This window comes from Arthrobacter sp. 2MCAF15 (genome assembly GCF_052115605.1).
GTDB lineage: Bacteria > Actinomycetota > Actinomycetes > Actinomycetales > Micrococcaceae > Arthrobacter.
The window spans coordinates 148301-172423 of record NZ_JBFRGZ010000012.1; the positions used below are offsets into that span (position 1 = coordinate 148301).

Below are 24123 nucleotides of genomic sequence, written 5' to 3' on the forward strand. Positions count from 1 at the left end.
ATTCCCCGGCCGTAACGGGCCACGGCCTACGAACGGGCTTCCTGGCGCTGTTCGGCCGGCGTGCGGGCGCTGCGGGTGATCCACCAGCCCAGGGCGGCCATCGCCAGGCCGATCGGAATCCCGTACGGCGGCAGGCCCACGTTGAATCCCAAGGCCCCGGCGACCACGAACACGGCGCCGGCCCACGCCGGGAACATGTGCGTCCGCCAGCCCACGACGCCGAAGACAATCCAGCCGAGCGCAAACAGCACGTAGCTGGAGAGCGCGCCGATGACCAGCATCCCGGATCCGCCGGCGAGGATGGCGCCGGGTGCGGTTTCGGCAATCCACGGACCGGCAAACCCGTCGAACCACATGTTCCCGGCCATGTCCATGGTGCCGATGAGGGCGGCGCAGAACCCGAGGACGCCGAGGGCGCCGGCGCTGTCCGCGTACCTCATGTAGACGGACACCAAGGCGAGCATCAGCCCGATGAAGACCACGAAGTAGAACGCGTTGGCCAGCTGGAACGGCGTCTGGCGCATCATTTCGATCCGCTCGAGGTTCCGGTCGGCGGCGAGCAGGCGCCAGAGGTCCTCGGCGGCGAAGGCCAGGCCGGCGGCCAGGGCAATGGGCCCGGCATGGGACGCCAGGGGTGAGGACATGGTTCCTCCTTAGCGGTGGATTCGATCCGTTCCGGATGCCCCGGAACGGAGCACCACCGAATCAATGGCGGAGGCAGGCGCCGTGCGCCAGGCGGCCCGGTCCAGGAGAACGGTGGTGAGGACGGCAAGGACCACGACGGCGAAGTAGATCAGTTCCGCCCGAACGGCATCAGCACCGGTGAAGCCGAAGGAACCCACCGTGAACGTGCCCTGGGCGTTATGGAAGAGGTACGTGAGCAGCACGCTGCCGCCGGTGCGGTTGAACAGCCACACGTAGAGGAAGGTGATGGCGAAGGTGGTGGGTAGCCCGATCGGGCTGAGCTGTCCGAACACGACCAGCGGCAAGTGCCAGAGGGCGACCACAAAGCCCAGGAGTGCCGCGGACCTCAGGGGATTCCACCTGGCCTGCAGCAGGGGCACGGCATACCCGCGGAAACCGGGCTCCTCTCCCAGGGGTCCATCCAGCGGATTGACCAGGCGCACGGCGAAGACGGCCAGGAGCCCGGACCAGGTCACTTCGGCCAGCCCCGGTGCCGGGGCGCCGAGGGCCATGGTCGCGAATCCGGTGAGCAGCGCCATCGCGGCCGGGAGGAGGAGGGCCACGGCGTACCAGACCCAGCCCACCCGCCACCGGACCAGCCGCCGGCCCCAGGCCCGGTAGCCGGCTCTGCCCTCGGCAAGCCCAATGATGATCAGCGCCGCCGCGAGCGGACCGATCGGCAGGAACTCGAACTGCGGCATGAGTCCGGCCGCATAGAGAGGCCAGGAGCACCAGGAAATCGCGAAGGCCAGGACAAAGAACGCCGAAAGGCGGTGACGCTGCAGCCAGATTCTGAAACGGGCCATGAAGTCTCCTGGGCAACAGGGACGTATGCGGCCCATTGTCCGCCTGCTGCCGCCCGGGATCCAGCACTCCCACAAACCAACGCGGGTCACTTACGACCGGTCCCGGCATTTTGATGAGCCGTAAGTGACCCCGAGCTGGTTTTCTACTCGCGGGTAGCGGTGAGTTGGACCCCCATTCACCCCGGTGGGCCCTGTCATAGTGGGTCACGACACATAGAGTTAACGAAATCCACTCGCAAAATCTCACCTTTCCTTGGCAAAATGCAGGTGGATCAATTGCTTCTAAAGGAGACCCATGGGCGCGAACACCGCGGAAAACACCAACCTTCGGCTTAAGGCCGTGCTGGATGTCCTCGCAGAGGAGGTTTGGACTGGCGAGAAGCTGAACGCTGGAGCCGTACTGGGCGAGGCAATCTCACGGGTGCCCCTCAACGACCACGAGAGTGAACTGCTCAGCGGCGGCATTCCCCGCGGCCACAAGACGCTGACCACGGCGACGGGAAAGCTGGTCAAGGCCGGCTGGCTGGTCAAGGGACGCTCCGGCTGGTCAATCACCGACGACGGCCAGCGCGCCACGGTTGCCTTCCCCGAGCCTGCCACCTTCAGTTCCGCGCTCGACGCCGGCACTGCGGTTCCGGCCGGCACGCCGCTGCCGTCTGCTCCGGCAGTACAGCCTGTAAAGGCGGCAGCGACGGCGGCCAAGGCCGACCCAAAGGCCGACGAAGCGCCGTCGAAGACGTCCAAGGTTGCCGGCAAGGCCGCCAAGCTTGTCGAGGAGGCCGTGGCCCCGGTGGCCAAGGCCGTGCGGAAGCGCAAGCCGGCCGCCAAGGCCACGCCTGAAACAGAGGCAGAAGCCCCGGCGGCACCGGCTGTCAGCGTCGAAACCATCGAACAGCCGGAAGCCGTCGCGGTTGCCGGTGACTTCAACGTCCTGATCGGCGCGCCCGCCAACTGGGCGCCGCAGTATGACGAAGCCCAGATGGAACTGGACCAGGTGGACCAGCTCTGGAAGATCGCCGCGGACGTTCCGGCAGGCTTCTACACCTTCAAGATCGCGCTGAACCGCTCGTGGGACGAGAACTACGGTGCGTTCGGCGTCTTCGACGGCCCCAACCACGAGGTGCACCACGGTGGCGGCCTCCTGGTCATCCAGTACGATCACCGCACGCGGGACATCGTCCTGCCGTAGGCACCGACACCCAAACATCCTGCCGACACGCACGTGACCCTGCGACGCCCGGATTCCGGTGTCGCAGGGTCACTTGCGTGTCGCGGGCGGATTTGCGCATCCTGAGCCTGCCCGGGGACGCCGGACCCACCTAGCATTGCCTCATGGATACGGTCGAGGTTGCGGGCCTGCGAATCCGGTATCAGCGGGCGGGCCAGGGTCCTCCGCTGGTCCTGCTGCACGGCGCTTACGAGGACAGCCGGATCTGGCGGCGGCAGCTCGACGGGCTGTCGGATGAATTCACTGTCTTCGCCTGGGACGCGCCCGGATGCGGCGGCTCGGACGATCCGCCGCCGGACTTCACCGGCGAGGACTTGGCCGGCGCCCTGGCCGGATTCCTGCGGGAAGCGGTGCCGGGCGCCCCGCACCTCCTCGGGCTGTCCATGGGCTCCGGGATTGCCTTGGAGTTCTACCGGACCTACCCGTCGGTGCCGGCGTCGCTGCTGCTGGTCTCGGCGTATGCCGGCTGGGCGGGATCCCTGCCGCCCGAGGAAGTGGAGCGCCGCTACGCGCAGGTGCTGGCCGAACTCGAGCAGCCGCCGGAACAATTCATCCCCGTGTGGATTCCCACGTTGTTCACGGACCGTGCTGATCCCGCGGACGTCCAGGAAACCAGCGCCATCATGGCCGACTTCCATCCCAGCGGCATGCGGGCACTGTTGCACGCGAACGCCCATGCCGACTACCGCGATGTCCTGCCGGGCATCGCGGTGCCCACCCTGCTGCTGTACGGCACGGCGGACGTCCGCTCACCGCTGAGCGTGGCCCGCGAGATGAACCGCCAGATACCGGGCTCCACGCTCGTACTGATTCCCGACGTCGGACACATGGCAGCGGTCGAAGCGCCGGAGGCCTTCAACGCCCAGGTCCGCCGGTTCCTTCACGGCGTCACCGGCGGATGACGCCCGCTAGAACCGGGTCGGGTCCGGCCGCGGGGGCACCGGGCCGGGGTCCGGAATCGGGAGGGGATTGGGCGTTGGGAACGGACCCGGAGCCGGTGACGGCGTGGGCGCGGGACCGGGCACCGGACTGGGCCCCGGAACCGGCGGCGGCGTGAGCGGGCCGGGCTCGGGCGGGAACGGGTCCCCGGGCTCGGGCGGAGGCGTGGTGGGGCCCGGTTCCGGCGGAAACGGGTCGGGTTCGGCGGGTGGGGGAATGGTCATAACTGGCTTCCTTTCTGGGCCGGCGATTTCGTGGCTGGCGTTCCGGCTATGACGATCAGGCGCCGCTGCGCCGGCGCAAGACCCGCAGTTCCCAGGGCCGCAGCCGGATCGCGCCGCCCTGGACGGCAGTCGCGCCTGAACCAGCGGTGGACGTACCGCCGTCGAACGTACCGCCGTCGGACGTACCGGCGTCGGACGTACCGGCGTCGGACGGGTAGTTGCCCAACACCAGCTCCGAGTCATCCCAGCGCTGATCGCCGAGCTCGACGCCGCGTTCGTCACCGGAGAAGTTGCCCACCACCAGCAACTCCGCAGTCGCGGTGCCGTCCGCGGAGGCGCCGTCTGCCAGCGCCCGCGTGAACGCGTAGACGTGCGGGTCATCCGGCAGCAGCATGGTGAAGGTCCCGTGCGAGACCACCGGCTCGGCATGCCGCAGGGCTATCACCTTGCGGTAGAAGCTGAAGACCGAGTCCGGATCATCCACCTGGGCGGCGGCGTTGATGTGGTTGGAGTTCGGGTTAACGGCGATCCAGGGAGCCCCGGTGGTGAAGCCGGCGTGCCGGGAGGCGTCCCATTGAACCGGGGTGCGTGCGTTGTCCCGGTTCAGTGGCGCGAGCGCGGCGAGGACTTCGGCGTCGGTGTGGCCGAGGTGCGTGGTGGCTTCGCGGTGGTGGTTGAGGACCTCGATGTCGCGGTAGTCGCTAATCGCGCCGAACGTCATGTTGGTCATGCCCAGTTCCTCGCCCTGGTAGACGTAGGGCGTGCCCCGGTGCAGGTGCAGGATGCCGGCCAGCATCTTGGCGGAGAGCTCGCGGTACTGGCCGTCGTCGCCGAACCGGGACACGGCGCGGGCCTGATCGTGGTTGCCCCAGTACAGGCTGTTCCAGCCGGTCTCGGCCAGGCCGTCCTGCCAGCGGCCCAGGGTCTGCTTCAGCTCGGTGAGCAGGAGCTTCTTGGGCCGCCACTTGTCGCCGTCCTCCTGGTCCAGGGCCACATGCTCGAACTGGAACACCATGTCCACCTCGGCCCGGGCGGGGTCGGTGTACAGGATGGCGTCCTCCACGGTCACGCCGGGCATTTCGCCGACGGTGAGCAGTTCACCGGCGCGGCCGGCGAAGACTTCGCGGTGCATCTCCTGCAGGAATTCGTGCATGCGCGGGCCGTCGATGTAGTAGGGGGTGCCGTCGCCAAAGAGCTTACCGTCGGCAACGGGCCCGTCCGGCAGCGAGGTGTCCTTGGAAATGAAGTTGATGACATCCATCCGGAAGCCGTCCACGCCCCGGTCCAGCCACCAGTTCATCATCTCGTAGACCGCCGCCCGGACCTCGGGATTCTCCCAGTTCAGGTCCGGCTGCTTCTTCGAGAAGATGTGCAGGTAGTACTCCCCGGACGCCTCGTCGAACTCCCACGCGGGCCCGGAGAACGCCGAGCCCCAGTTGTTCGGCTCCGCGGCCGTGCGCCCCTGGGCCCCGGCGCCGACCTCCCTCGGTTGCCGCCACCAGTACCAGTCGCGCTTCGGGTTCTCCTTGGAGGACCGGGACTCCACGAACCAGGGGTGCTCGTCCGAGGTGTGGTTGACCACCAGGTCCATCACCAGCTTCATGCCGCGCGCGTGGAGCCCGTCGGTCAGTTCGCGGAGCTCCTCAAGTGTGCCGAAGAGCGGATCGACATTGCGGTAGTCGCTGATGTCGTAGCCGTTGTCATCCTGCGGCGAGGTATAGATCGGGGAGAGCCAGACGACGTCGACCCCCAGCTTCTGCAGGTAGTTCAGCTTGCTGATGATGCCGCGGAGGTCACCGATGCCGTCACCGTTGGAGTCGGCGAAGCTGCGCGGATAGATCTGATAGACGACGGCGCGTTGGAACCAGTCGCTCGCAGTGGCCTTGGGTGTTTCCGCGGGTGCTTGTTCGACCGTCATGGGGGACTCCTCAGCTGGTCCGTCAGATCGGGGCAGCGCGCTGCTGACCCGCCAACGTCTGATTATTGACCAGTTGGGGAGGGCTGGGAAGACCCTCCCCGGCCCTGCAGTTGGGTGATGCTGTCCGGTGAAAGCTCAGTTCTGCGAGGCCACGGCGTTGTCGCGGTCCTCGAAGACGTCCTCGCCGGGACCGGAGAAGGCCTTGGACCGCTGGATCGCCTCGATGGACCCGGTGAACAGCTGGGAGTCCTGCGGGTCTGCGTGCCGGTGGTGCTCGGCCGTCGCGCCATCCTTGACCGACTGCTGGGACCCCGTGACGGCGTCGGACGCGGCGGATCCGGTGGATCCCGGCGCTGCCGACGGCATTGACTCGAGGCGAATGTGGGGCAGTGCGGTCGGGTGCTCCTGCTGCAGGAACAGCACCAGTTCCTCGCGGATCAGGCAGCGGAGGTCGAACAGGGCGGCGCTGTCCGCGGCGCTGACCAGGATGCGCACCCGGACAAAGCCGGCGGTGGCGTCAGTGATCTGCAGTATCCCGACGCGCTTGTCCCACAACGGGGTCTCGGCCAGGACCGCTTTCAGTTCGGCGCGCATCGCCTCGACCGGAGCGCGCCAGTCGAGGTCGAACTCCACCGTGCCCATGACCTCGGACTGCCGCCGGGTCCAGTTCTCGAACGGGGTGGTGGTGAAGTAGGTCGAGGGCAGGATCAGCCGGCGGTCATCCCAGATGTGGACCACCACGTAGGTCAGGGTGATCTCCTCGATCCGGCCCCATTCCTTCTGGACCACCACCACGTCGTCCACCCGGATCGCATCCGTGAAGGCGAGCTGGATGCCGGCGAAGACGTTGACCAGCGAGGTCTGCGCGGCGAGGCCGGCGACGATCGAGATCACGCCGGCCGAGGCCAGGAGCCCGGCGCCGAGGGCCTGGATCGCGGGGAACGTGAGCATCATGCTGCCCAGGGCCACCACCACGATCAAGGCGACGCCGATCCGCCGGGCCAGGATCACCTGGGTGCGCAGCCGCCGGGCGCGGCGGTTGTCCGCGACATCCACCCGGTACCGGGTCAGGACCATCGCCTCGACGATCAGCAGCATGGCAATGGCGAGCCAGGCCAGCGAAGCAATGAGCGCAATCAGCAGCAAGTGGTCCAGGCCGTGGCGCCATTCGAGGTCCCCGGTGGCGGTGGCCAGTGCGATCCGGACGGCGATCAGGCACAGTGACAGCCGCAACGGCATCCGGGCCACGCGGGATGTCTCGCGCAGTTCGGGTTTGCTGCGGTTGAGCCGGAGCACAATCTTGCGCACCAGCCAGGACAGGACGAGTCCGGCAACCGCGGCGAGGGCCATGGCCAGGAACGGCATTGCTTGTGTCAGGAACTCTTGCATTGTTTAAGCTCTAGCAAGCTTCCGGAGGCAATTGAAATCGCCGGGATGTCAACGTGGGTCCGGTCACGCCGCTGCGCACGGCGGCAAGGCCCGCCTTCGCCCCGGGAAGGCCCGCCACCGCCCCGGGACCTTTGGCACTTGTTTATCACCCCTGACGTTCTAGATTGGTCGGACCACTTGAATCCCGGGGGGAGGGTGACATGCGTCGATTCAGCGTGATCGGCTCGGCAGTATCGGCCGGTTTCTTGGTTGCGGCACTGCTTGGCGCCTGCGGCGCGCCCGCGACCCCGGCTCCTACGTCGCCGGCGATTCCCTCCGTCCCTCCGCTGACGTCCGCGCCGGGCAGCAGCGATGCCGCCCCGACCGAGGCGCCGTCCTCGCCGGCCACGCCCGCACCGACGGCGGCGGACTGGCAGATCTTCACCACCGCGGACGGGAAACTGCAGTTCGACCACCCGGCCGAGTGGACCGTCAAGGACCGCGGCGCCGAGGCCACTCCCGGTGGGGTGTTCGTGGAGGTCCTCACCGCGGCCGGCAAGTCAGTGGCCACGCTGCGGACCAACGTGGCCACCGGCGCGGAATGCCCGCAGAAGATCCCGTACTCCGTGTTTGACCTGGTGCCCGTTCCGGCCCTGGTCCAGCAGGGGGTCACGCCGCACTTCATCTTTGAGTTGCGGCTGTACCCGGCGGAGAAGGACCCCACCAAGGCCAACGTCATGGCTTACGGCATCAGCTCTGCGCCTAAACCGTCGGGGCCCGATGCCTGCCCGATCTTCCAATTCTTCACCTGGCCGCCCAGTGGAGCGTCGTTCGGAGGCGTCTACAACCCCCTTGACGCCACGCCCGGCAACGAGCCCAATATCGACACTCCCGAGGCGTACCTGGAGACCTCCGAGTACAACGACATCAGGAAGATGATCACCTCGCTGCGTCCGGCCGGGCAGTAGGGCCCCGGGCTGATGGTGAAGCAGCGGCAGGAACGCAGCGCCGGGGGCGAGGCGGGGCGTATGAGGCGGCGACCCGCGGCATCCGTGCCACCGCTCGTTCCGGCAGCCCTGATGTTTGCAGCCCTGCTGCTGGCCGGTTGCGGCTCGCCGGCGGGTCCGCCTGCGACATCCGGTGCCGCGACAGCGCCGGGCGCAACCTCCGGAGCCCCGGCTCCGGGAACCACCCAGCCCGGAACGCAGGGAACCCAGGGGGCCGCGTCTCCGGGGGCCGCCTCGGAAACGGAAACGGAATCCACGCCGGGAACAGCGCCGGGGACCACGACGCCGGCAACCTCACCGCCGTCGGGGGCGGCGCCGTCGTCGTCCGCCTGGAAGACGTTCACGACGTCGGACGGGACGCTGAGTTTCGACTATCCGGCCGCGTGGGTGATCCGGGACCCGGCCGGGGAGGCGCCGCTGGGCGGGGAGTTCGTGGACGTGGTGAACGCCGCCGGGAAGCAGATGGCCGCGCTGCGCACCAATGTGGTTACTGGTGCCGAATGTGGCGACCAACAGCCGTACATGCTCATCGATTCGGAGCCGATGCAGGCGCTCGCCGAACCCGGCGCGGCGGACCAGAATGTGCCGCGCTATGTCTTCGAGGGCCGCGGGGACGTCACGGCCGCGAAGGCGTCGCCGCCCACGTACGCGTCGTATGGCATCACCATGATGCCGGAGGTGACCGAACCGGTGTCGTGCCCGATGTTCCAGCTCTTCCTCTGGCCGCCCAGCGGCGCGCTGTTCGGCCAGACCTATGATCCGGCGAACAACACTACGCCGGGGGACCCCGGGCTGCCGTATCTGGAGAAGGCGAAGCTCTATGCCACCACGGCGGAGTACCAGGACGTCCGGAGGATGATCACCTCGCTCCGGCCGGCCGCCAAGGATGCGACCTCGGGCGCCGCGACGGAGCCGGCGAAGTAGATGCGGGCGGGGTGCGGGACGGCGGCGGGGCGGCGCAATGGCGGCCGGCAACACGGCCGGCTGACGAACTGGATTCGTGCTAGACGGCGGGCAGGGGCCGGTGGTGGTGAATTGCCGGTGTCTGCGAGGGGCTCCTCGCGCTTTGATGATCAGTGCTGTGATGATCAGTGTTGTGATGGCCGGCCCAGGGGTTGGTGCTGCGGACCTCCCGGATCAGCCCGGTGCCCGCGCACTCGCGGACGGCCACGATGCCGTTTGCCGCCTGGCGTTTGTCCTCAAAAGCCCTGGAAATGGCCAACACGGTCCCGTCAGCGGCGAGTAGCCGGAACCGGATGTTGGCTTCCGCGTCGGTGAATATTTCGAATTGTCCAGCCATTGTCGAGTCCTTTCGGGCAGTTGTAACTGCCGGTGGGGGGTGAGAGCACTTCGCTGTGCGGTTGCCGGGTCTTCGACAAGCTGATGCAGTGCAAAAAACAGCTTTTCGCGCTCGACGGGGGCTTGAAAGAGCCAAAAGTCCCTTTGTGTCTGGGCGGTCAGACTGGGCCTGGATGCCTGCGCCTGCATGACTGAACCGGGTATGACTAAACCCTCTATGAGTAAGAACTGGGGAGCCCCGCGGGCGCTACATTGGGAGCATGACGGAGAAACGCCCCACGCAGTTTCCGGCCGATTCCGGCGAATCCGTGCGGCTGAACGCGCGGGTGTCCGGGGTGGTCCAAGCTGTGGGCTTCCGGTACTGGACAGTCCGGAAGGCGGAGGAGCTGGGGCTCAGCGGCACTGTCAAGAACAACATCGACGGGTCCGTGGGCATCGTGGCCGAGGGGCCGCAGTCCGTGGTGCTGGAGTTGCGGCGCTGGTTGCGCTCGCCGGAGGCACCGGGCCGGGTGGAGCAGGTCGAAGAGTCCGTCTCGGCCGCGACCGGGGAGTTTGCCGGATTCGACGTGGCCTACTAGGTCCCGGGTTCGGGGCGAAGGACCCTCGGCAGCGCGGCGCGAGGCGAGTAGCGTGTGCCCATGCAGAAAATATCGATCGATGCCTTAGCCAGGCAGCAGGTCGCGGCTGCCCTCGCTGCAGGGAGCGGACGGGCCGCGGACACGGTGTTCGGCGGCCACGAGAAGGTTCTGCGCCAGACCGTCATGGCGTTCAAGGCCGGAACGCAGCTGAGCGAGCACCAGAACCCCGGCGAGGCGACCGTGTTTGTGCTCCGCGGCTGTGTGCGCCTGCGGGCCGGCAACGAATCGTGGCAGGGCAAAACCGGCGACTTGCTGATCGTGCCGGACGGGCTGCACAGCCTGGAGGCCGAGGAAGACTCGGCGATCCTCATGACGGTGGCCAAGATCAAGACCTGAACCGGCCCGATTCCGGGTGGCCCGCAGCCATTCGACGAGGCGAAGGAGAGGCCGAAAGTGAATTCCAGGAAGGCCAGGGAGCCCGGGCATTTGCGCGCCAAGCGTGAAAGGGAGCGCGCGGCAGCGGCCGGGTGGGCCGCGGTCGTCGTGCTGCAGATCGGGGGTGCGAGATGAAGGCCGTGCCTTCCCTGGAAGAGGTTCCGGAAACCCGACGGTGGTGGGCGAGGGGGGCCTACGCCGCCGTCGTCCTCGCAGTGGCCGTTCCCTTGGTGGCTGCAGGGTTCGCCGGCACTGTTGCGCTGGTGGTGACCGGTCTCGGCGCCGTGCTGGTGTCCGTGGCGGCCATCTACTGGTTCCTCATCAGCCGCGGGTTCCTGCGCTGGTGCGCCCTGGCGCTGGCGGTCCTGGCCCCACTGGTGGTGGTAATCCTGTACATCCAAGCCAGCCTGTTCCGGGAAGTGATCATCTCCCTTGCACTGGTGTTTGTTGCATTGGTCTGTGCCCGCGCCGCCCTCAGGGAACCAGGGGAGGGCAAGGCAATGAAGGAGCACCCCGCTCCCACCTGGGAGCACGCCTTCCTGGTGATGAATCCGCGGTCCGGCGGGGGCAAGGTGGTGAAGTTCGACCTCCAGCGCAAGGCGGAGGAACTCGGAGCCGAGGTGGCCCTTCTTGAGGGTCCGGGGCCGGTGGATGTGGATGCGTTGGCCCGGCAGGCCGTAGAGCGCGGGGCCGATCTGCTCGGCGTCGCCGGGGGTGACGGAACCCAGGCCCTGGTGGCGGGCATCGCCGCCGAACACAACCTGCCGTTCCTGGTGATCAGCGCCGGCACCCGCAACCATTTCGCCCTGGATCTCGGGCTGGACCGGGAGGACCCGAGCGGCTGCCTGGAGGCCCTCAAGGACGGGGTGGAGCTGCACGTCGACCTCGGCAAGATCAACGGCCGCACATTCGTCAACAACTCATCGTTCGGGGTGTACGCCGAGGTGGTGCAGAGCCCGGCGTACCGCGATGACAAGGCCGGGACGGTGCTGCAAATGCTTCCGGATCTGATCAAGGGCGCTAAGGGTGCACGGCTGCGGGCCGAGGTGGGCGGCGTGACGGTGGACGGCCCGCAGGCGGTGCTGGTGAGCAACGGTCCCTACGGCAGCAACGACCTCGCGGGCCTGGGCCGCCGGACCCGGCTGGACCGCGGCGTTCTTGGCGCCGTGGCGCTCTCCGCGGCCAGCACCCGGGAAGCGGTCGGGCTGCTGCGCCGGGCCACGAAGCATGGCCTGATCCAACGCACCGCGCCGGAGGTGGTGGTCGGCGCCGACGTGCCCGAGATTCCCGTCGGCGTGGACGGTGAGGCGCTGCTGATGACCACGCCGGTGCGCTGCACCATCGAACCCCGCGCCCTGCGGGTCCTCGTTCCGCGGAATCGCCCGGGCGTCCCGCCGGCCCAGCCCTCACTGGACCTGGTCCGGCTCCGTGAGCTGGCGTGGGGGCGGCACCTGAATGCGCCCGCGCCGTCCGCTCCGGCGTCCGCTGGGGAGTGACGTCGCCGTCGGCTGACATGTCGGTCTTTGCGGGGCCGGCGTCACGTACGGCAGACTTTCCGGTCCCGGCCACGCGGTCCGCCGCGGATTCCCGGGAGCGGCCCCCGTGCCGCGGCGTCCAAAGTCTGCCCTGCGTGACGCGGCAACCCGCCCGGCGCCGCAGCGTGTGTCGTCTGGTTCGATTTCGGCTGGCGGGGTAGGACAGACTGTTGCCGTGAGCAACTCTCCCCGGACAGGCCTGGCCGTCGCCGGCCTCAGCCTCGGCACGTCCTTGAACCCGCTGAATTCTTCGATGATCGCCGTCGCCCTGGTGGTACTGCGCGAGGATTTCGGGCTCGACGTCGCCACGGTCACCTGGGTGATCACCGCGTTCTATCTCACCTCCGCGGCCGGCCAGCCGCTCATGGGCCGGCTCGCGGACCGCTTCGGCCCGCGGAGGCTGTTCCTGCTGGGCATGGCGCTGGTGGCTGTGACCTGCGCGCTGGCTCCCTTCGCACCGAACTTCGCGCTGCTGTGCGTGGCCCGGGCCTTCATGGCCCTGGGCACCGCGACCGCCTACCCGAGCGCCGTCGTCATGGTCGCCGCGCTCGCGCGGGAGGCAAACGTGAAGTCGACCCGGCCGCTGGGCCGGATCCAGATGGCGAACACCTCGGCCGCCGCCGTCGGGCCCGTGGTGGGCGGCCTGCTGGTGAGCCTGGTGGGGTGGCAGGCGCTGTTCCTGATCAACGTCCCGCTGTGTCTGGTGGCGATTCTCGTGGTCCGGCGGTTTGCCCCGGCGGACGGTTTCCGGGAACGCGGGCGGGTCTCGGAGCTGGTCCGGGACTCGGACCTGCCGGGCATCGGTGCGTTCATCGGCGCCCTGGTGCTGGTGATGATGGCGCTGCTGAATGTGCTGCCCGACTACCGGTGGTGGCTGCTGGGCGGAGGGCTGGTCCTCGCGGCGCTGTTCGCGTGGCGGGAACTGCGGTTCAGCCCGCCGTTCCTGGACCTGCGGCTGCTGGGCCGGAACCGGCCGCTGCTGCTGGTCTACCTGGGCTTCGCGCTGTTCAACGGCGTCTACTACTTCGCGTTCTTCGGCCTGCCGCAGCTGCTGCAGACCGCGGGCGGCTACGATCCCGGCGTCGTGGGCATCCTGATGCTGCCGCTCGCGGCGATCTCGGTGGTCGGAACGCCGTTCGCGGTCCGCGCCATCGACAGGTTCGGCGTGAGGCGGGTGCTGATCGCCGGCGTCGGGCTGCTCCTGGCGGCGTCGGCGTGCATGTGGCTGCTGACGGTGTCCCTCGCCGTCCCGCTGGTGATTGCGCTGACCGCGTTGCTGGGGGTGCCGTATTGCGTGGTCGCCATTTCCTCGAGCCAGGGCATGTACGTGTCCACCCGGCCGGAGGAGCGCGGGGTGGCCGCCGGGATCTTCCAGACCTGCCGCTACCTGGGCGCGATCACGGCCACCGTGCTGATCGGCATCTTCTACGGCAGCGGCGTCACCCAGGCGAACTGGGGGCTGATGGTGTTCGTCATGCTGGGGCTGGGCGCGGTGGTTTTCATGGTGTCGCTGGCGTGGCGGGAACAGCGGTAGCCCACGTTCCGTCAGAATGAATCCGGTTCGTGGATTCTTGGGGGAATGCCATCTGTTGACGGTGAGCTGCCGCCCGGGGCGCGGGCAGCATCCTCACCTCACCGAAGGGCACCAGCATGACCCAGCACCCCGAACCGACCAGCGGCGCAGCCGAACCGGCGTACCCTGTTTCACCCGCTGATGGCGCCGTCCTGCCGAACGAGTCAGAGCAGCCGTACGCACCGGCGGCTCCGATTCAATATCCTCCGGTCGCCCCTCCGCAGTACCAGGGGCAATATCCCGTCCAGTATCAGACTCCCCAGCAGTATCAGCCGGCGATGCCTCCGCAGCCGTATCCGGGCCAGCAGTACCAGGGCTACCCGCCTACGCAGCCGCAGCATCAGATGCAGTACCCCCACATGTCACAGCAGGCGCCGATGCCCCATCCGGCCTACGGCTACCCGCAGCCAAAGTCCCGGCTTGTCGCCGGGCTCCTGGGCATCTTCCTGGGCGGACTGGGGGTCCACCGTTTCTACCTGGGCTACACCACGGTCGGCATCATCCAGATTCTGCTTACCGTCTTCGTCGGCATCTTCACCTTCGGCCTCGTCGGGCTGTGGGGCTTCGTGGAGGGCATCATGATCTTCGCCGGCGCGTCCTATTTCCGGAATGACGCCACGGGAATCCCGCTGCGCGACTGACGGTGGCCGCTAGGCGGTCAGCGTTCGGAAACCAGCGACGCCGGGGGCTCCGCCGCGGCGGGATCTGCAGCCTGCGTCCGGGGCCGGGCGAGCCCACCCGTTACCGCTACCACCAGGGTGAGCCCGGCCGTCAGCAGCACACCGAAGCCGGCATGAATATGCAGCAGTGTCGCGCCCGCGGTGGCGCCGGCCAGGATGAGGACGACGGCGCCCAGCCTCCTGCCCCAGTGCGCTCCGGTGCCGCCACCCAGGCGGGAGTCGGCGGCCAGGCCCGTGAGTGTGGACGTGACCACCACCGTTGTCACGTCCTTGACGCTGAGGTGCCGCGCCGTGGCCGCCTGCAGGCCCATCGCGACGGCCAGGGCTCCCGTGATGGCCAGGGTGACGGGATCGCCGGCGTGCGGGGCATGGGCGAACAGTACGACGGCGACCCCAGCCATGGCGATGCCGACGGCGGTGAGCAGTGCCGTGGTCCGACGGCTCCAGCCGGCGGCCTCGGGCTTGAGGACCCGCCCGGCGATGACGGCGCCGAGCACGAACCCGGCCAAGGCAATGGACGGGCCCACCACGGGCAGATTGTCGGCGCCGATCAGTGCCATGCCAAGGATCACGACGTTGCCGGTCATGTTGCCGGTGAAGACCCGGTCCAAGCCAAGGTAGCCGACGGCGTCGATCACGCCCGTGGAGAACGTCAACACGAGCATGAGGACCAAATGGAGCCGGGAGGGCTCGGCGGACTTGAGGCGGCTAAGCATGGAAAGTCTTTCGTCGATGGAGGAGCGACTCGCCGAGGCGGTCGCCACAGTGATGAGCGCTGGTGATGAGCCCTGGTGATGCGCCGACGTCGCGGTTGGCAGGACCAACGATACTCACGCCGCAGGGAAGGCCGGCATCCGTGGACAGCGGCACGTTCACAGCCCGAAACACGTGCCGTTGATGTGCCATGGCCGGAGTGGGAAACTTGGGCTGCGGTCTCATCCACTTTAAGGAGTCGGAAATGGCTGACGGAACTGGATTGATCAAGCGGTTCTACACAGAGGTGATTGGGGACGGAAATCTCGCCCTCATCGAAGAACTGGTCAGTGATGACTTTGTCGATCACGATCCCATGCCCGGACAATCGCCCGCCAAGGACGGGGTCGCGTTCTTCGTCAACGCGATGCGGACGGCATTCCCGGATCTCAAAGCCAAGACCAGCGAACCGGCGTTGGTCGATGGAAATCTGGAGGCGCTATACGTGGTCCTAACGGGAACGCACCAGGGAGAACTGATGGGCGTCGCGCCCACCGGCCGGAGGGTCGAATTCAGCAGCATCGACATCATCCGGGTCGAGGAAGGCAAAGTCGTTGAGCACTGGGGAGCCACGGACACCATGACCCTCATGCAGCAGATCGGCGCCGGACCGGAGTAACGCGCAACAAAAATGGCTGTCCGCCTTCCCCACAGGGAAACGCGGACAGCCGTTCGACGACGACGCTCGGCAAGGTTGTCGCCGTCGCCGTCGCCGTCGTTCGGCGCCGGATGACGACGTCGGCGTCGTTAGGTCAGGCGGCCTGCGCCGGCGACACCTCAACGAGCTGGACCGTCACGCCGGATTGCCGGAAGAGCTCGACCTGCTCCGGGTCCGCCTGGTTGTCCGTGACCAGGATCCAGGGGGCGGGGAGCTTCACCCAGGCATGGAACGGGCGTTTGCCGAGCTTGGTGGAATCGGCCAGGACATAGACGGTGTTGCCGCGGCGTGCCATCAGTTCTTTGAGGCGCGTCTGGGCCTGGTCGGCCTCGCACAGGCCGGCATCCACGGTGACGGCGTCCGCGCCGAGGAATACCCGGTCGAAGCTCATCCGCTCCAGGGCCGCCTCGGCGATGGGGCCCACGAAGGTCTGGCTGAGTCCGCGGAGGCGCCCGCCCAGGCAGTCCACCTGGATGCCGGGAGAGTCGGCGAGTTCCTGGAGCGTGTTGATGCCCGGCGTGGTGACGGACAGGTTCTCCCTGTCCCGGAGGGCGTGCGCCATGGCCCCGACTGTTGAGCCGCCGTCGAGCAGGACGTTCTCGCCCTCCTTGACTTCGGCGGCCGCCCAGGCGGCGATGGCCTGTTTCTGCTCGAAGGCCTCTCCGGTGCGCTGCCGCAGGGACGGCTCGGGGTGCGCGCCCAGTGCCACGGCGCCGCCGTAGGTCCGGGCGAGTTTGCCCTGCTCGTTCAGCTGGGCCAGGTCCCGCCGGATCGTGGAGGCGGTCACCGCAAAGTGCCGCGACAGGTCTTCCACGGACGCCAGGCCCGTGGTCACGGCGAGGTGGTAGATCTCTTCGCGCCTGGCTTGGGCGGTAGTCATCGTTGGCTCTCCTTCACCGGCTGCTGGCGCATCCGTAGCTGTACCGAGCGGTACATTGCTGTCCCCATGCTAATCGGCCCCGGCGCGCATCCGTTCACCGCGCATCTTTTCATAGGGATGCGCCGCCGCAGATCACATAGTTCTGTCCGGTAATGGATTTCCCGTGGCTCCCCAGCAGGAAACCGGCGAGCGCGGCCACGTCCTCGGGGTCCACGAGTTGGCCCAGCGCCGGCAGCTTCGGCGGGGTCGCGGCCCGGCCCGGGTCGGCGAGCATCGGGGTGTCCGTGGGTCCGGGGGACAGCACGTTCACCGTGATGCCTCGCGGTGCCAGTTCCTGCGCCCAGGTCCGGCCCATGCCCAGCAGCGCAGCCTTGGTGGCGGCGTAGTGGCTCTTGCCGGGGGACCCGGTGGAGGTCCGGCTGCCCACCAGGAGCACCCGGCCACCGTCCGGCATGCTCGGAACCAGGGCGTTGGCCAGGCTGCTCGCGGCCGCCACATGGACGGTGAACATCCCGGCCAGGGCCTCGGGATCCAGCTCGCCCAGGACGGCGGTGCGCTGGAAACCGGCGGCGTGGACCAGGGCGTTCGCCGGAGGCAGGTCTTCGAAGCACGCGGCCAGGGATGCCGGGTCCGAGAGGTCCGCCTGCCGCCACTGGAAGCCGGGTCCGAGCTCGGGTTCGCTCCGGCTGAGCCCGGTCACCTGCCAGCCGTCCGCCAGCAGCCGGACTGTGATTGCTTTGCCGATGCCCGAGCTGCAGCCGGTGACGACGGCGTGCGGCCTGCTCACTGGAGGTCGCCGCCCGGAGTGGTGGTCCCTTCGTAGGCCCACTGCGGATCCACGCGGACGTACTTGATGGCCTGCCGGAAGTAGGTGTAGGCGACGTTGAGGGCGCCGTCTGCACCCTGATGGATGGACGGGTACGAGTATTCGCGGTTCAGGCCGTCGCGGGAGTTGTTGGACAGGCAGTAGCCGTCGCCGACGTCGAGGTTGCGACGGATGGGCCAGCTGCGGCCGGAGTCCTCGGAGATCGCGAGTGTCATCGGGGACCGCGGCGTGCCCCAGAAGGCCTTCCGTTCGCCGCTGCTGCCGGCACCCGCTCCGGTCACCGAGTCGGCGGTGACCACCGGTTCGGTGATCTGCCCCTGTTCCTCGGCGAGGCCGTCGTCGTCGATCTCGTCGTAGAGCGAGAGCCGCCGCTCGGTGGAGGCCTCGGCCCGGCTGTGGTTGTAAACCAGGGCCAGCCGGCCGTCGGCCAGCGCGGTGAACTGGATGGAGGAGTTGTTGTTCGGCAGCTCGGTGGGAACGGGTTCGCTCCAGGTGCTGCCGCCGTCGGTGGACCGGGATTCGTAGATCGAGTCGGCCCAGCGGCTGCGGAACAGGGCCAGCAGGGACCCGTCGGCAACGGGCTGGATGTTCATGTGGACGCAGCCCAGGCTGCCCGGCAGGACATGCTCAGTCCACGTGGCGCCGGCGTCGTCGGAGATCATGACGGCGCTGTCGTCGCTGTTGCCAACCCACTTCTCGCCGGGGGTGGTGATGCAGCGGAAGATCGGGATGATCCAGCGGCCGGACGGCAGCACCACGGGCAGCTGCCGGACGAACACGCCCCCGGTCTGGTTGGCGGGGAACAGGGTCTCCACCGGGCCCCAGGTCCTGCCGCTGTCGCCGGAGATGCGGCGGCGGACCTCAGCGGTGTCCTGGTTGCCGGCCTTCTGTGCGGTGTACAGCAGCCAGAGCCGGTTGTCCGGGGCGGCGAACAGGATGGGGTTCTGCTCCGAGCGGGCGGAATCGTCCGAGAGTTGCTCGGCCGGTGACCACTGGCGGCTGCCGGGCTCCAGGGCGGAGAACCAGATGGAGATGTCCGGCACGCCTTCCTGGGTGCCGCCGAACCACACGCAGCCGAGCCGGCCGTCCGGAAGCGTCAGGAGGTTCGCGGCGTGGCTCTGCACGGTGGGAGCCGGCAGATACGCGTACTGGCTGGCGCCGGCTTCCTTGACCTCGCCGTCGGGCGTGATGGTGGTGTAGCCGACGGTGGGAGCGTCAGTTGAAGGCACGTCTGTTGCGGTCGCGTCTGTTGAAAACACTGCTCAGTCCTTTTTGGTTGCGGCAGCCAGGTGGGCCTTGGCGGCCAGCTCCAGGTGGGTCAGGTCGGAGGCGATGGTGGTGAAGGTGTAGCCCTGGCGCAGCCGGAGCGCGGCCACGTCACCGGCCGGGGTGTGGATGCCCGCGGCCACACCGGCGGACGCAGCCGCCTCGGCGATCGTCTCCAGCGCGGCGTTGAACTCAGCTTCGACGGCGGGGTCGCCCGGGTAGGCGGCGCCCACGGCAATGGCAAGGTCGGAGGGGCCTACATAGATGCCGTCCAGTCCCGGCGTCGCGCAGATTTCCTTGACGTTGGCCAGTCCTTCCGGGGTTTCGATCATGGCGAAGACCAGGGTGGCGGCGTTGGCTTCGGCGGGAACCGGGCCGATTCGCAGGGCCGAGCGCATGGGGCCGTAGGACCGGCCGCCCAGCGGCGGGTACTTGGCCGCCGCGACGGCCGCGGCCGCGTCTGCCGCGGTGTTCACGAGCGGGACGATCACGCCCACGGCGCCGGCGTCGAGCGCCTTGCCGATCGCGGTGAAGTCGTTGCCCTCCACCCGCACCATGCCGACGGCGGTGTGCCCGGCGTCGATCGCCATGAGCCCGTTCAGCACGCCCGAGTAGCCCAGCAGCCCGTGCTGCGCGTCCAGCGCCACGTAGTCATAGCCGAGGCGGCTGATGCGCTCGGTGGCGACGGGTGCGTCCAGGACGGCCCAGTAGCCGACGGCCTGCTCGCGGGCGCGGATCTTGCGGGCGAATTCGGTAGCGAGTTCGGAAGTCATGTTCTCTCTTCTGCCTTAGAGTCGGTGGAATTCAGTCTGGGGAATGGTTGCGTAGGTCAGCGGTTGTAGGCGGGCATGGGGCCGCGGAGGCCGGAGCCGACGGCGTCGCACGCCTCCGATACCTCGGACGGCAGCGGACCCTTGGCCACGGCGGCGATGTTGGCCTGCAGCTGCTCCACTTTGGAGCCGCCGAGCAGCATGGACCCGACGCCGTTGCGGTAGGCGAGCCAGCGCAGGGACAGCTCGGCCAGGCTGATGCCGGCTCCTTCGGCTATGCCGGCCAGGGAGTTGACGGCCTCGAACAGCTGCTTGTCCCAGTACCGCTGGGTGTACATGGCGGCGAGCTTGGAGTCGCCGAACCGGCCTTCGGAGGGCCTCGCGTCGAAGCTGTGCTTGCCGGTCAACAGGCCGCCGCCGAGCGGGTTGTAGACCATGGTGTGGACCTCATGCGTGGCGGCGAATTCGAGGTATTCCTCCTCCACCCGGCGGGCCACCAGGTTGTAGAGCTGCTGCGCGACCACCGGACGCGGTGCGCCCACTTCACTGGCCACGTGGATGACGTCGGCGATCTGCCAGGCAGCGAAGTTGGACACGCCTAGCGCGCCGATCTTCCCTTCGGCGGCAAGCTCGGCCACCGTGCCTAGGGTTTCCTCCAGCGGGGTGGCCCGGTCCGGCTGGTGCAAGTAGAACAGGTCGATGCTGTCCACGCCGAGCCGGCGCAGGCTGCCCTCCACACTGTTGCGCAGGCCCTCCTTGGAGAGCGGGGCGTGCTGGCCGTGGTCCGCGTGCGGCATGCCCGCCTTGGAGGCGAGGACGACGTCGGCCCGGCGGTCCTTCAGGAGGCGGGACAGCATCTCCTCGGTGGCTCCGCCGACGTAGGCGTTGGCGGTGTCGATGGTGGTTATGCCGGCGGCGAGCGCCTCGTCCACCATGCGTCCCGCGGTGGCCTCATCGGCGGTGTCGCCGAACGTCATGGTCCCCAGGACGAGCCTGGAGATCGGTAGCTTCAGGCCGTCCACTGGCGTGCCTTCGGGCTGGATACTCATTGGTTGATTCCTCGCGGTTGCTTTGACGGTGGATGTTTGGGGAGGCCGTCAGGGCCTCAGGCGCTGGTCTTCAGCGCCAGGGACGACACGATGTGCCGCGGCTTCAGGCCGGTCATGGTGGACGGGTCGAGGGCGGCCCGGCGGAGCTTGCGGGTGTAGTCCTCGGCCGGCGCGGTCAGCACCTGCGCCGTCGTTCCGTGCTCCACGAGCTTGCCGCGCTGCATGACCATCACGGTATCGCTGATCTCCTGCACCACGCCGAGGTTGTGCGAAATGAAGACGTAGGTGATGCCGGTTTCGTCCTGGATGGATTTGAGCAGCCGGAGCACCTGGGCCTGTACGGAGACGTCCAGCGCGCTGGTGGCCTCGTCGCAGACCAGCAGTTCCGGTTTGGACGCCAGCGCCCGGGCTATCCCGATCCGCTGCCGCTGTCCGCCGGAGAACTCTGACGGGTGCTTGTCCAGGGATGCGACCGGCAGGCCCACCTGGTCGATCAGGCTGGCGGCCGCTTTGTGCCGCTCGGCCCGGGAACGGACGCCCTGGAGCTTCAGCGGTTCGGCCACGATTTCCTGTGCCGTGAGGTGCGGGTCGAGGGAGCCGTAGGGGTCCTGGAAGACCATCTGGAACTTCGAGCGCAGGGGCCGGAGCTTCGCCTCGCTGAGCGCCGCCAGGTCCGTTCCGTCCAGGTCGATCCGGCCACTGGTAGGCGTGACCAGGCGCATGAGCGCCTTGGCGATGGTGGACTTCCCGCAGCCGGATTCCCCGACGACGGCGATCGTCTTGCCCTTCTCGACCGAGAAGGAGACGTCGTCCACGGCCCGGAAGGTTCCGCCGGAGACTTGGTAGTCCACCACGAGGTTTTCGACGGAAAGGAACGGCTTATTCATGGCGGGCTCCGGTGGTGGTCAGGGTGGCGGCCGGCGTTTCGTCCCAGGCGCCCAGGACGGGGATGGCGGCGAGCAGCTTGCGGGTGTAGTCGGTGGCGGGGTTGTCCACGATCTGCTGGACCTCGCCGGATTCGACGAACGCACCGTCCTTCATGACGTGGATCCGGTCCGAGATCAGCCGGGCCACGCCGAGGTCGTGCGTGATCATCAGGATGCCGATGCCGCGCTGTTCCTGCAGCTCGAGCAGCAGGTCCAGGATGCCGGCCTGCACGGTGACGTCCAGGGCGGACGTGGGCTCGTCGGCCACCAGCAGCTGCGGCTCGCTGGCCAGCGCGATGGCGATCAGGACGCGCTGGAGCATGCCGCCGGAGAGCTGGTGCGGGTACTTCTTCAGCTGCGCATCCGGGGTGGGGATGTGGACCTGCTCCAGCAGCCGGATGGCGCGGGCATGGACGGCGCCCTTTTCCTTGGTCGAGGCCGCGCCGGCGATCCGGATGGCCTCGAACAGCTGGTTGCCGATCGAGTGCACGGGGCTCAGCGCCGTCATGGGGTCCTGCGGGATCAGCGCGAGGGTCCTGCCGCGGACCTTGTCGATCGCCTTGGAATCGGCGATTACGTCCACGCCGTCGATCTTGACCGATCCTGAGATCACGGCGAGGTCCTCCGGCAGGAGCCGGAGGAGGCCCATCGCCGTCGTTGATTTTCCGGAACCGGACTCACCGATGATGGTGACCGTCTCGCCCCGGTGGATGGTGAAGCTGACGCAGTCCACGGCACGGACAATGCCGACGTCGGTGATCAGTTCCACCTGGAAGTCGCGGACTTCCAGCAGTGGCTGTTCTGTGTGTGCGGCCGTTTCAGTAAATCCACTCATGTCAGGCACCCTTCTTCTTGCGGCGGGGACGGTCGCGGAGGCCGTCGCCCAGCAGGTTCACGCCCACTACCATGATCGCGATCACCAGGCCGGGCACCGTCACCAGCCACCAGGCGGTGGTGAGGTAGCCCTGACCGTCGGAGATGATGCGCCCCCACGTGGCGAACGGCCGCTGCGGGCCGGCGCCGAGGAAGGCGAGCGCGCTTTCCAACAGCACGGCTTGAGCCAGGAGGAGCAGGACCACCAGCGTGGCCTGCTTGATGACGTTGGGGATGATGTGCTGGATCAGGATCTGCACGCGGTGCAGGCCCAGGATCCGGGCGGCGGAGACGTAGGGCTTTTCGCGTTCCACCAGCACCATGGACCGCGTCAGGCGCGCCACCTCGGGCCATTGGGCAATGGCGATCACGAAAGTAATGACCGGAATGGACGGGCCGAACAGGGCCACCACCAGCAGCAGCATCATCAGCAGCGGGAGGGACATCTGCGCCTCGATCAGGCGGGAGACCACGGTGTCCAGCTTGCCGCCGAAGTACCCGGCTGCCGCACCAAAGATGATGCCGATGGTGCCGGAGACCACCACGGCCAGGACACCGATGGTGAGCGAGACCTGGCCGCCATGCAGCACCCGGGAGAGCAGGTCGCGGCCCAGCTGGTCGGTGCCGAACAGGTGACCCTCGCTCAGCGGTGGAAGCAGCCGGTGGGCAAGGTCCTGGTGGTTGGGGTCCGCCAGCGGCAGGAACCCGGCCAGCACGATGGGAACGACCACCAGCAGCGTGCAGATGACGCCGGTGCGTATCTTGAACTTGGCGCCTGCCCGTCGGCGGGTGGCGCCGGCCTTGGCGATCAGCTCCTTGGTGACGGCGCTGGGGGAGGACTTCCTGGCCGGGGGCTTGGTGGGTACGCCTGCCGGAGGGACTGCGGAAGGAGTTGCGGTGTCGCTGATGCTCATGCTGTGGCCGCCTTTCCAAGACGAATGCGGGGATCAAGTAGCGGGTAGGCGAGGTCGACAAGCAGCTGGACTCCAACCGCCAGCAGAGCCGTGATCAGGACCGTGGCCTGGATCAGCGGGTAGTCGCGGGTTTCGAGCGCCCGCACAATCAGGGAGCCGACGCCGGGCCACGCGAACACCACTTCCACCACCACCACGCCGTTGAGCATGGCCGCGAAGCGGGTGCCGAGGGCCGTGAAGACGGGGATGGCGGAGTTGCCCATGGCGTAGCGCCAGGTCAGCAGGGAATTCCGGACGCCGCGGGAGCGGGCAACGGTCAGGTAGGGTGCGGCGAAGTTCGCCGTCATTTCCCGCCGGACCATCCGGGAGATCAGGGCGATCTGCAGGATGGCGATGGTGACGGTCGGCAGGACCAGGCTGCCCCAGGTGGCGAAGCCGGAGGCCGGGAAAATCGGGATGAGGACGGCGAAGAAGGTGAGCAGCATGATGCCGGTCCAGAAGTCCGGCATGGACTGCCCGGCGATGGTCAGGACGTTGACGCCGAATTCCTTTTTGGTGTCCGGCCGGCGGGACATCCAGACGCCCAGCGGGATGGCGACCACTGTGGTGAGCAGGATCGCGGACGTGGCCAAGGTCAGCGTGTACGGCAACCGCTCCATGACCACCTGCACGGCCGGGGCCTGGAAGGAGTAGGAGGTGCCGAGGTTGCCGGTGAACAGCTCCTGCAGGAAGATCCAGTACTGCTGGATCAAGGGCAGGTCCAGGCCGAACTGCTCCCGGACCTTGGCGAGCTGTTCGGTGGTGGCGAGCGGTCCGGCGTAGGCCACGGCGGGATCGCCCGGGGCCAGGCGAATCAGGATGAACACCGTGGAAACCGTGAGGAACACGGTCAGCAGGCCTTGGCCGATCCTCTTCAGGATGTACTTCGTCATGG

Annotated in this window: 25 protein-coding genes; 10 read left to right on the forward strand and 15 right to left on the reverse strand. The window is 68.1% G+C overall.

The window, feature by feature from the left end:
- Positions 1-26: 26 nt before the first annotated feature.
- Together AB4089_RS14710 and AB4089_RS14715 are read right to left on the reverse strand one after the other, a co-directional pair.
- Complete coding sequence (locus tag AB4089_RS14710; protein ID WP_441410014.1) at positions 27-644, reverse strand: hypothetical protein; 618 nt, start codon at positions 642-644, stop codon at positions 27-29.
- Positions 645-653: 9 nt separating this feature from the next.
- A complete protein-coding gene (locus tag AB4089_RS14715) occupies positions 654-1490 on the reverse strand; it encodes a CPBP family intramembrane glutamic endopeptidase (RefSeq protein WP_441410015.1) in 837 nt (278 codons plus the stop codon).
- Positions 1491-1785: 295 nt separating this feature from the next.
- On the opposite strand from AB4089_RS14715, the gene AB4089_RS14720 reads away from it, so the two are divergent.
- Both AB4089_RS14720 and AB4089_RS14725 read left to right on the forward strand, forming a co-directional pair.
- On the forward strand, positions 1786-2679 hold the full coding sequence (locus AB4089_RS14720) for a pullulanase X25 domain-containing protein (RefSeq protein ID WP_441410016.1): 894 nt from the start codon (positions 1786-1788) through the stop codon (positions 2677-2679).
- Positions 2680-2822: 143 nt separating this feature from the next.
- Positions 2823-3620, forward strand: a complete 798-nt coding sequence (locus AB4089_RS14725) for an alpha/beta fold hydrolase (protein WP_441410017.1) — start codon at positions 2823-2825, stop codon at positions 3618-3620.
- A 316-nt stretch (positions 3621-3936) separates the two neighbouring features.
- On the opposite strand, the gene AB4089_RS14730 is transcribed toward AB4089_RS14725, so the two are convergent.
- Positions 3937-5799 (reverse strand): alpha-glucosidase, encoded by a 1863-nt coding sequence (locus AB4089_RS14730; RefSeq protein WP_441410018.1) that lies wholly within the window; start codon positions 5797-5799, stop codon positions 3937-3939.
- 135 nt (positions 5800-5934) lie between these two features.
- A complete protein-coding gene (locus tag AB4089_RS14735) occupies positions 5935-7188 on the reverse strand; it encodes a mechanosensitive ion channel family protein (protein ID WP_441410019.1) in 1254 nt (417 codons plus the stop codon).
- 200 nt (positions 7189-7388) lie between these two features.
- Here AB4089_RS14735 and AB4089_RS14740 point away from each other — a divergent pair, with 200 nt between their 5' ends.
- The gene (locus AB4089_RS14740; RefSeq protein ID WP_441410020.1) at positions 7389-8135 is read left to right on the forward strand and encodes a hypothetical protein; all 747 of its coding nucleotides are present in this window, start codon (positions 7389-7391) and stop codon (positions 8133-8135) included.
- A 60-nt stretch (positions 8136-8195) separates the two neighbouring features.
- Entirely contained in the window at positions 8196-9098 is a 903-nt protein-coding gene (locus AB4089_RS14745; protein ID WP_441410021.1) for a hypothetical protein, read from the forward strand.
- 79 nt (positions 9099-9177) lie between these two features.
- On the opposite strand, the gene AB4089_RS14750 is transcribed toward AB4089_RS14745, so the two are convergent.
- Positions 9178-9474: a YegP family protein gene (locus AB4089_RS14750; protein ID WP_441410022.1), complete on the reverse strand. Its 297-nt coding sequence runs from the start codon at positions 9472-9474 to the stop codon at positions 9178-9180.
- 259 nt (positions 9475-9733) lie between these two features.
- On the opposite strand from AB4089_RS14750, the gene AB4089_RS14755 reads away from it, so the two are divergent.
- The 5 genes from AB4089_RS14755 to AB4089_RS14775 all read left to right on the forward strand — a co-directional run bounded on the left by AB4089_RS14755 (position 9734) and on the right by AB4089_RS14775 (position 14235).
- Positions 9734-10051, forward strand: a complete 318-nt coding sequence (locus AB4089_RS14755) for an acylphosphatase (protein WP_441410023.1) — start codon at positions 9734-9736, stop codon at positions 10049-10051.
- A gap of 60 nt (positions 10052-10111) precedes the next feature.
- Positions 10112-10447 (forward strand): cupin domain-containing protein, encoded by a 336-nt coding sequence (locus AB4089_RS14760; protein ID WP_441410024.1) that lies wholly within the window; start codon positions 10112-10114, stop codon positions 10445-10447.
- A gap of 179 nt (positions 10448-10626) precedes the next feature.
- Positions 10627-11982 carry a diacylglycerol/lipid kinase family protein gene (locus tag AB4089_RS14765; protein WP_441410025.1) on the forward strand — a complete coding sequence of 452 codons (1356 nt, stop codon included), beginning with the start codon at positions 10627-10629 and terminating at the stop codon, positions 11980-11982.
- 214 nt (positions 11983-12196) lie between these two features.
- Complete coding sequence (locus AB4089_RS14770; protein ID WP_441410026.1) at positions 12197-13555, forward strand: MFS transporter; 1359 nt, start codon at positions 12197-12199, stop codon at positions 13553-13555.
- Positions 13556-13671: 116 nt separating this feature from the next.
- Positions 13672-14235: an NINE protein gene (locus tag AB4089_RS14775; protein WP_441410027.1), complete on the forward strand. Its 564-nt coding sequence runs from the start codon at positions 13672-13674 to the stop codon at positions 14233-14235.
- Positions 14236-14252: 17 nt separating this feature from the next.
- Here the strand turns inward: AB4089_RS14775 and AB4089_RS14780 are convergent, their stop codons facing one another.
- Positions 14253-14990 (reverse strand): YoaK family protein, encoded by a 738-nt coding sequence (locus AB4089_RS14780; protein ID WP_441410028.1) that lies wholly within the window; start codon positions 14988-14990, stop codon positions 14253-14255.
- A 242-nt stretch (positions 14991-15232) separates the two neighbouring features.
- Between AB4089_RS14780 and AB4089_RS14785 the strand changes: the two genes are divergently transcribed.
- A complete protein-coding gene (locus tag AB4089_RS14785) occupies positions 15233-15646 on the forward strand; it encodes an ester cyclase (protein WP_441410029.1) in 414 nt (137 codons plus the stop codon).
- A gap of 133 nt (positions 15647-15779) precedes the next feature.
- Here the strand turns inward: AB4089_RS14785 and AB4089_RS14790 are convergent, their stop codons facing one another.
- The 9 genes from AB4089_RS14790 to AB4089_RS14830 all read right to left on the reverse strand — a co-directional run bounded on the left by AB4089_RS14790 (position 15780) and on the right by AB4089_RS14830 (position 24121).
- Positions 15780-16565, reverse strand: a complete 786-nt coding sequence (locus AB4089_RS14790; protein WP_441410030.1) for a DeoR/GlpR family DNA-binding transcription regulator — start codon at positions 16563-16565, stop codon at positions 15780-15782.
- Positions 16566-16674: 109 nt separating this feature from the next.
- Positions 16675-17352: an SDR family NAD(P)-dependent oxidoreductase gene (locus AB4089_RS14795; protein WP_441410031.1), complete on the reverse strand. Its 678-nt coding sequence runs from the start codon at positions 17350-17352 to the stop codon at positions 16675-16677.
- Positions 17349-18650, reverse strand: coding sequence for a sialidase family protein (locus tag AB4089_RS14800; RefSeq protein ID WP_441410032.1), 1302 nt, complete (start codon positions 18648-18650; stop codon positions 17349-17351). The genes AB4089_RS14795 and AB4089_RS14800 overlap by 4 nt, the downstream gene beginning before the upstream one ends.
- Positions 18651-18653: 3 nt before the next feature.
- Positions 18654-19430 (reverse strand): HpcH/HpaI aldolase family protein, encoded by a 777-nt coding sequence (locus AB4089_RS14805; RefSeq protein ID WP_441410033.1) that lies wholly within the window; start codon positions 19428-19430, stop codon positions 18654-18656.
- A 56-nt stretch (positions 19431-19486) separates the two neighbouring features.
- On the reverse strand, positions 19487-20476 hold the full coding sequence (locus tag AB4089_RS14810; RefSeq protein ID WP_441410034.1) for an aldo/keto reductase: 990 nt from the start codon (positions 20474-20476) through the stop codon (positions 19487-19489).
- Between the two features lie 56 nt (positions 20477-20532).
- Entirely contained in the window at positions 20533-21363 is an 831-nt protein-coding gene (locus AB4089_RS14815) for an ATP-binding cassette domain-containing protein (RefSeq protein ID WP_441410035.1), read from the reverse strand.
- The gene (locus AB4089_RS14820; protein WP_441410036.1) at positions 21356-22237 is read right to left on the reverse strand and encodes an ABC transporter ATP-binding protein; all 882 of its coding nucleotides are present in this window, start codon (positions 22235-22237) and stop codon (positions 21356-21358) included. The genes AB4089_RS14815 and AB4089_RS14820 overlap by 8 nt, the downstream gene beginning before the upstream one ends.
- A gap of 1 nt (position 22238) precedes the next feature.
- Positions 22239-23189, reverse strand: coding sequence for an ABC transporter permease (locus tag AB4089_RS14825; protein WP_441410037.1), 951 nt, complete (start codon positions 23187-23189; stop codon positions 22239-22241).
- Positions 23186-24121 carry an ABC transporter permease gene (locus AB4089_RS14830; RefSeq protein WP_441410038.1) on the reverse strand — a complete coding sequence of 312 codons (936 nt, stop codon included), beginning with the start codon at positions 24119-24121 and terminating at the stop codon, positions 23186-23188. Before AB4089_RS14830 ends, AB4089_RS14825 begins: the two co-directional genes overlap by 4 nt.
- Between the last annotated feature and the right edge of the window lie 2 nt (positions 24122-24123).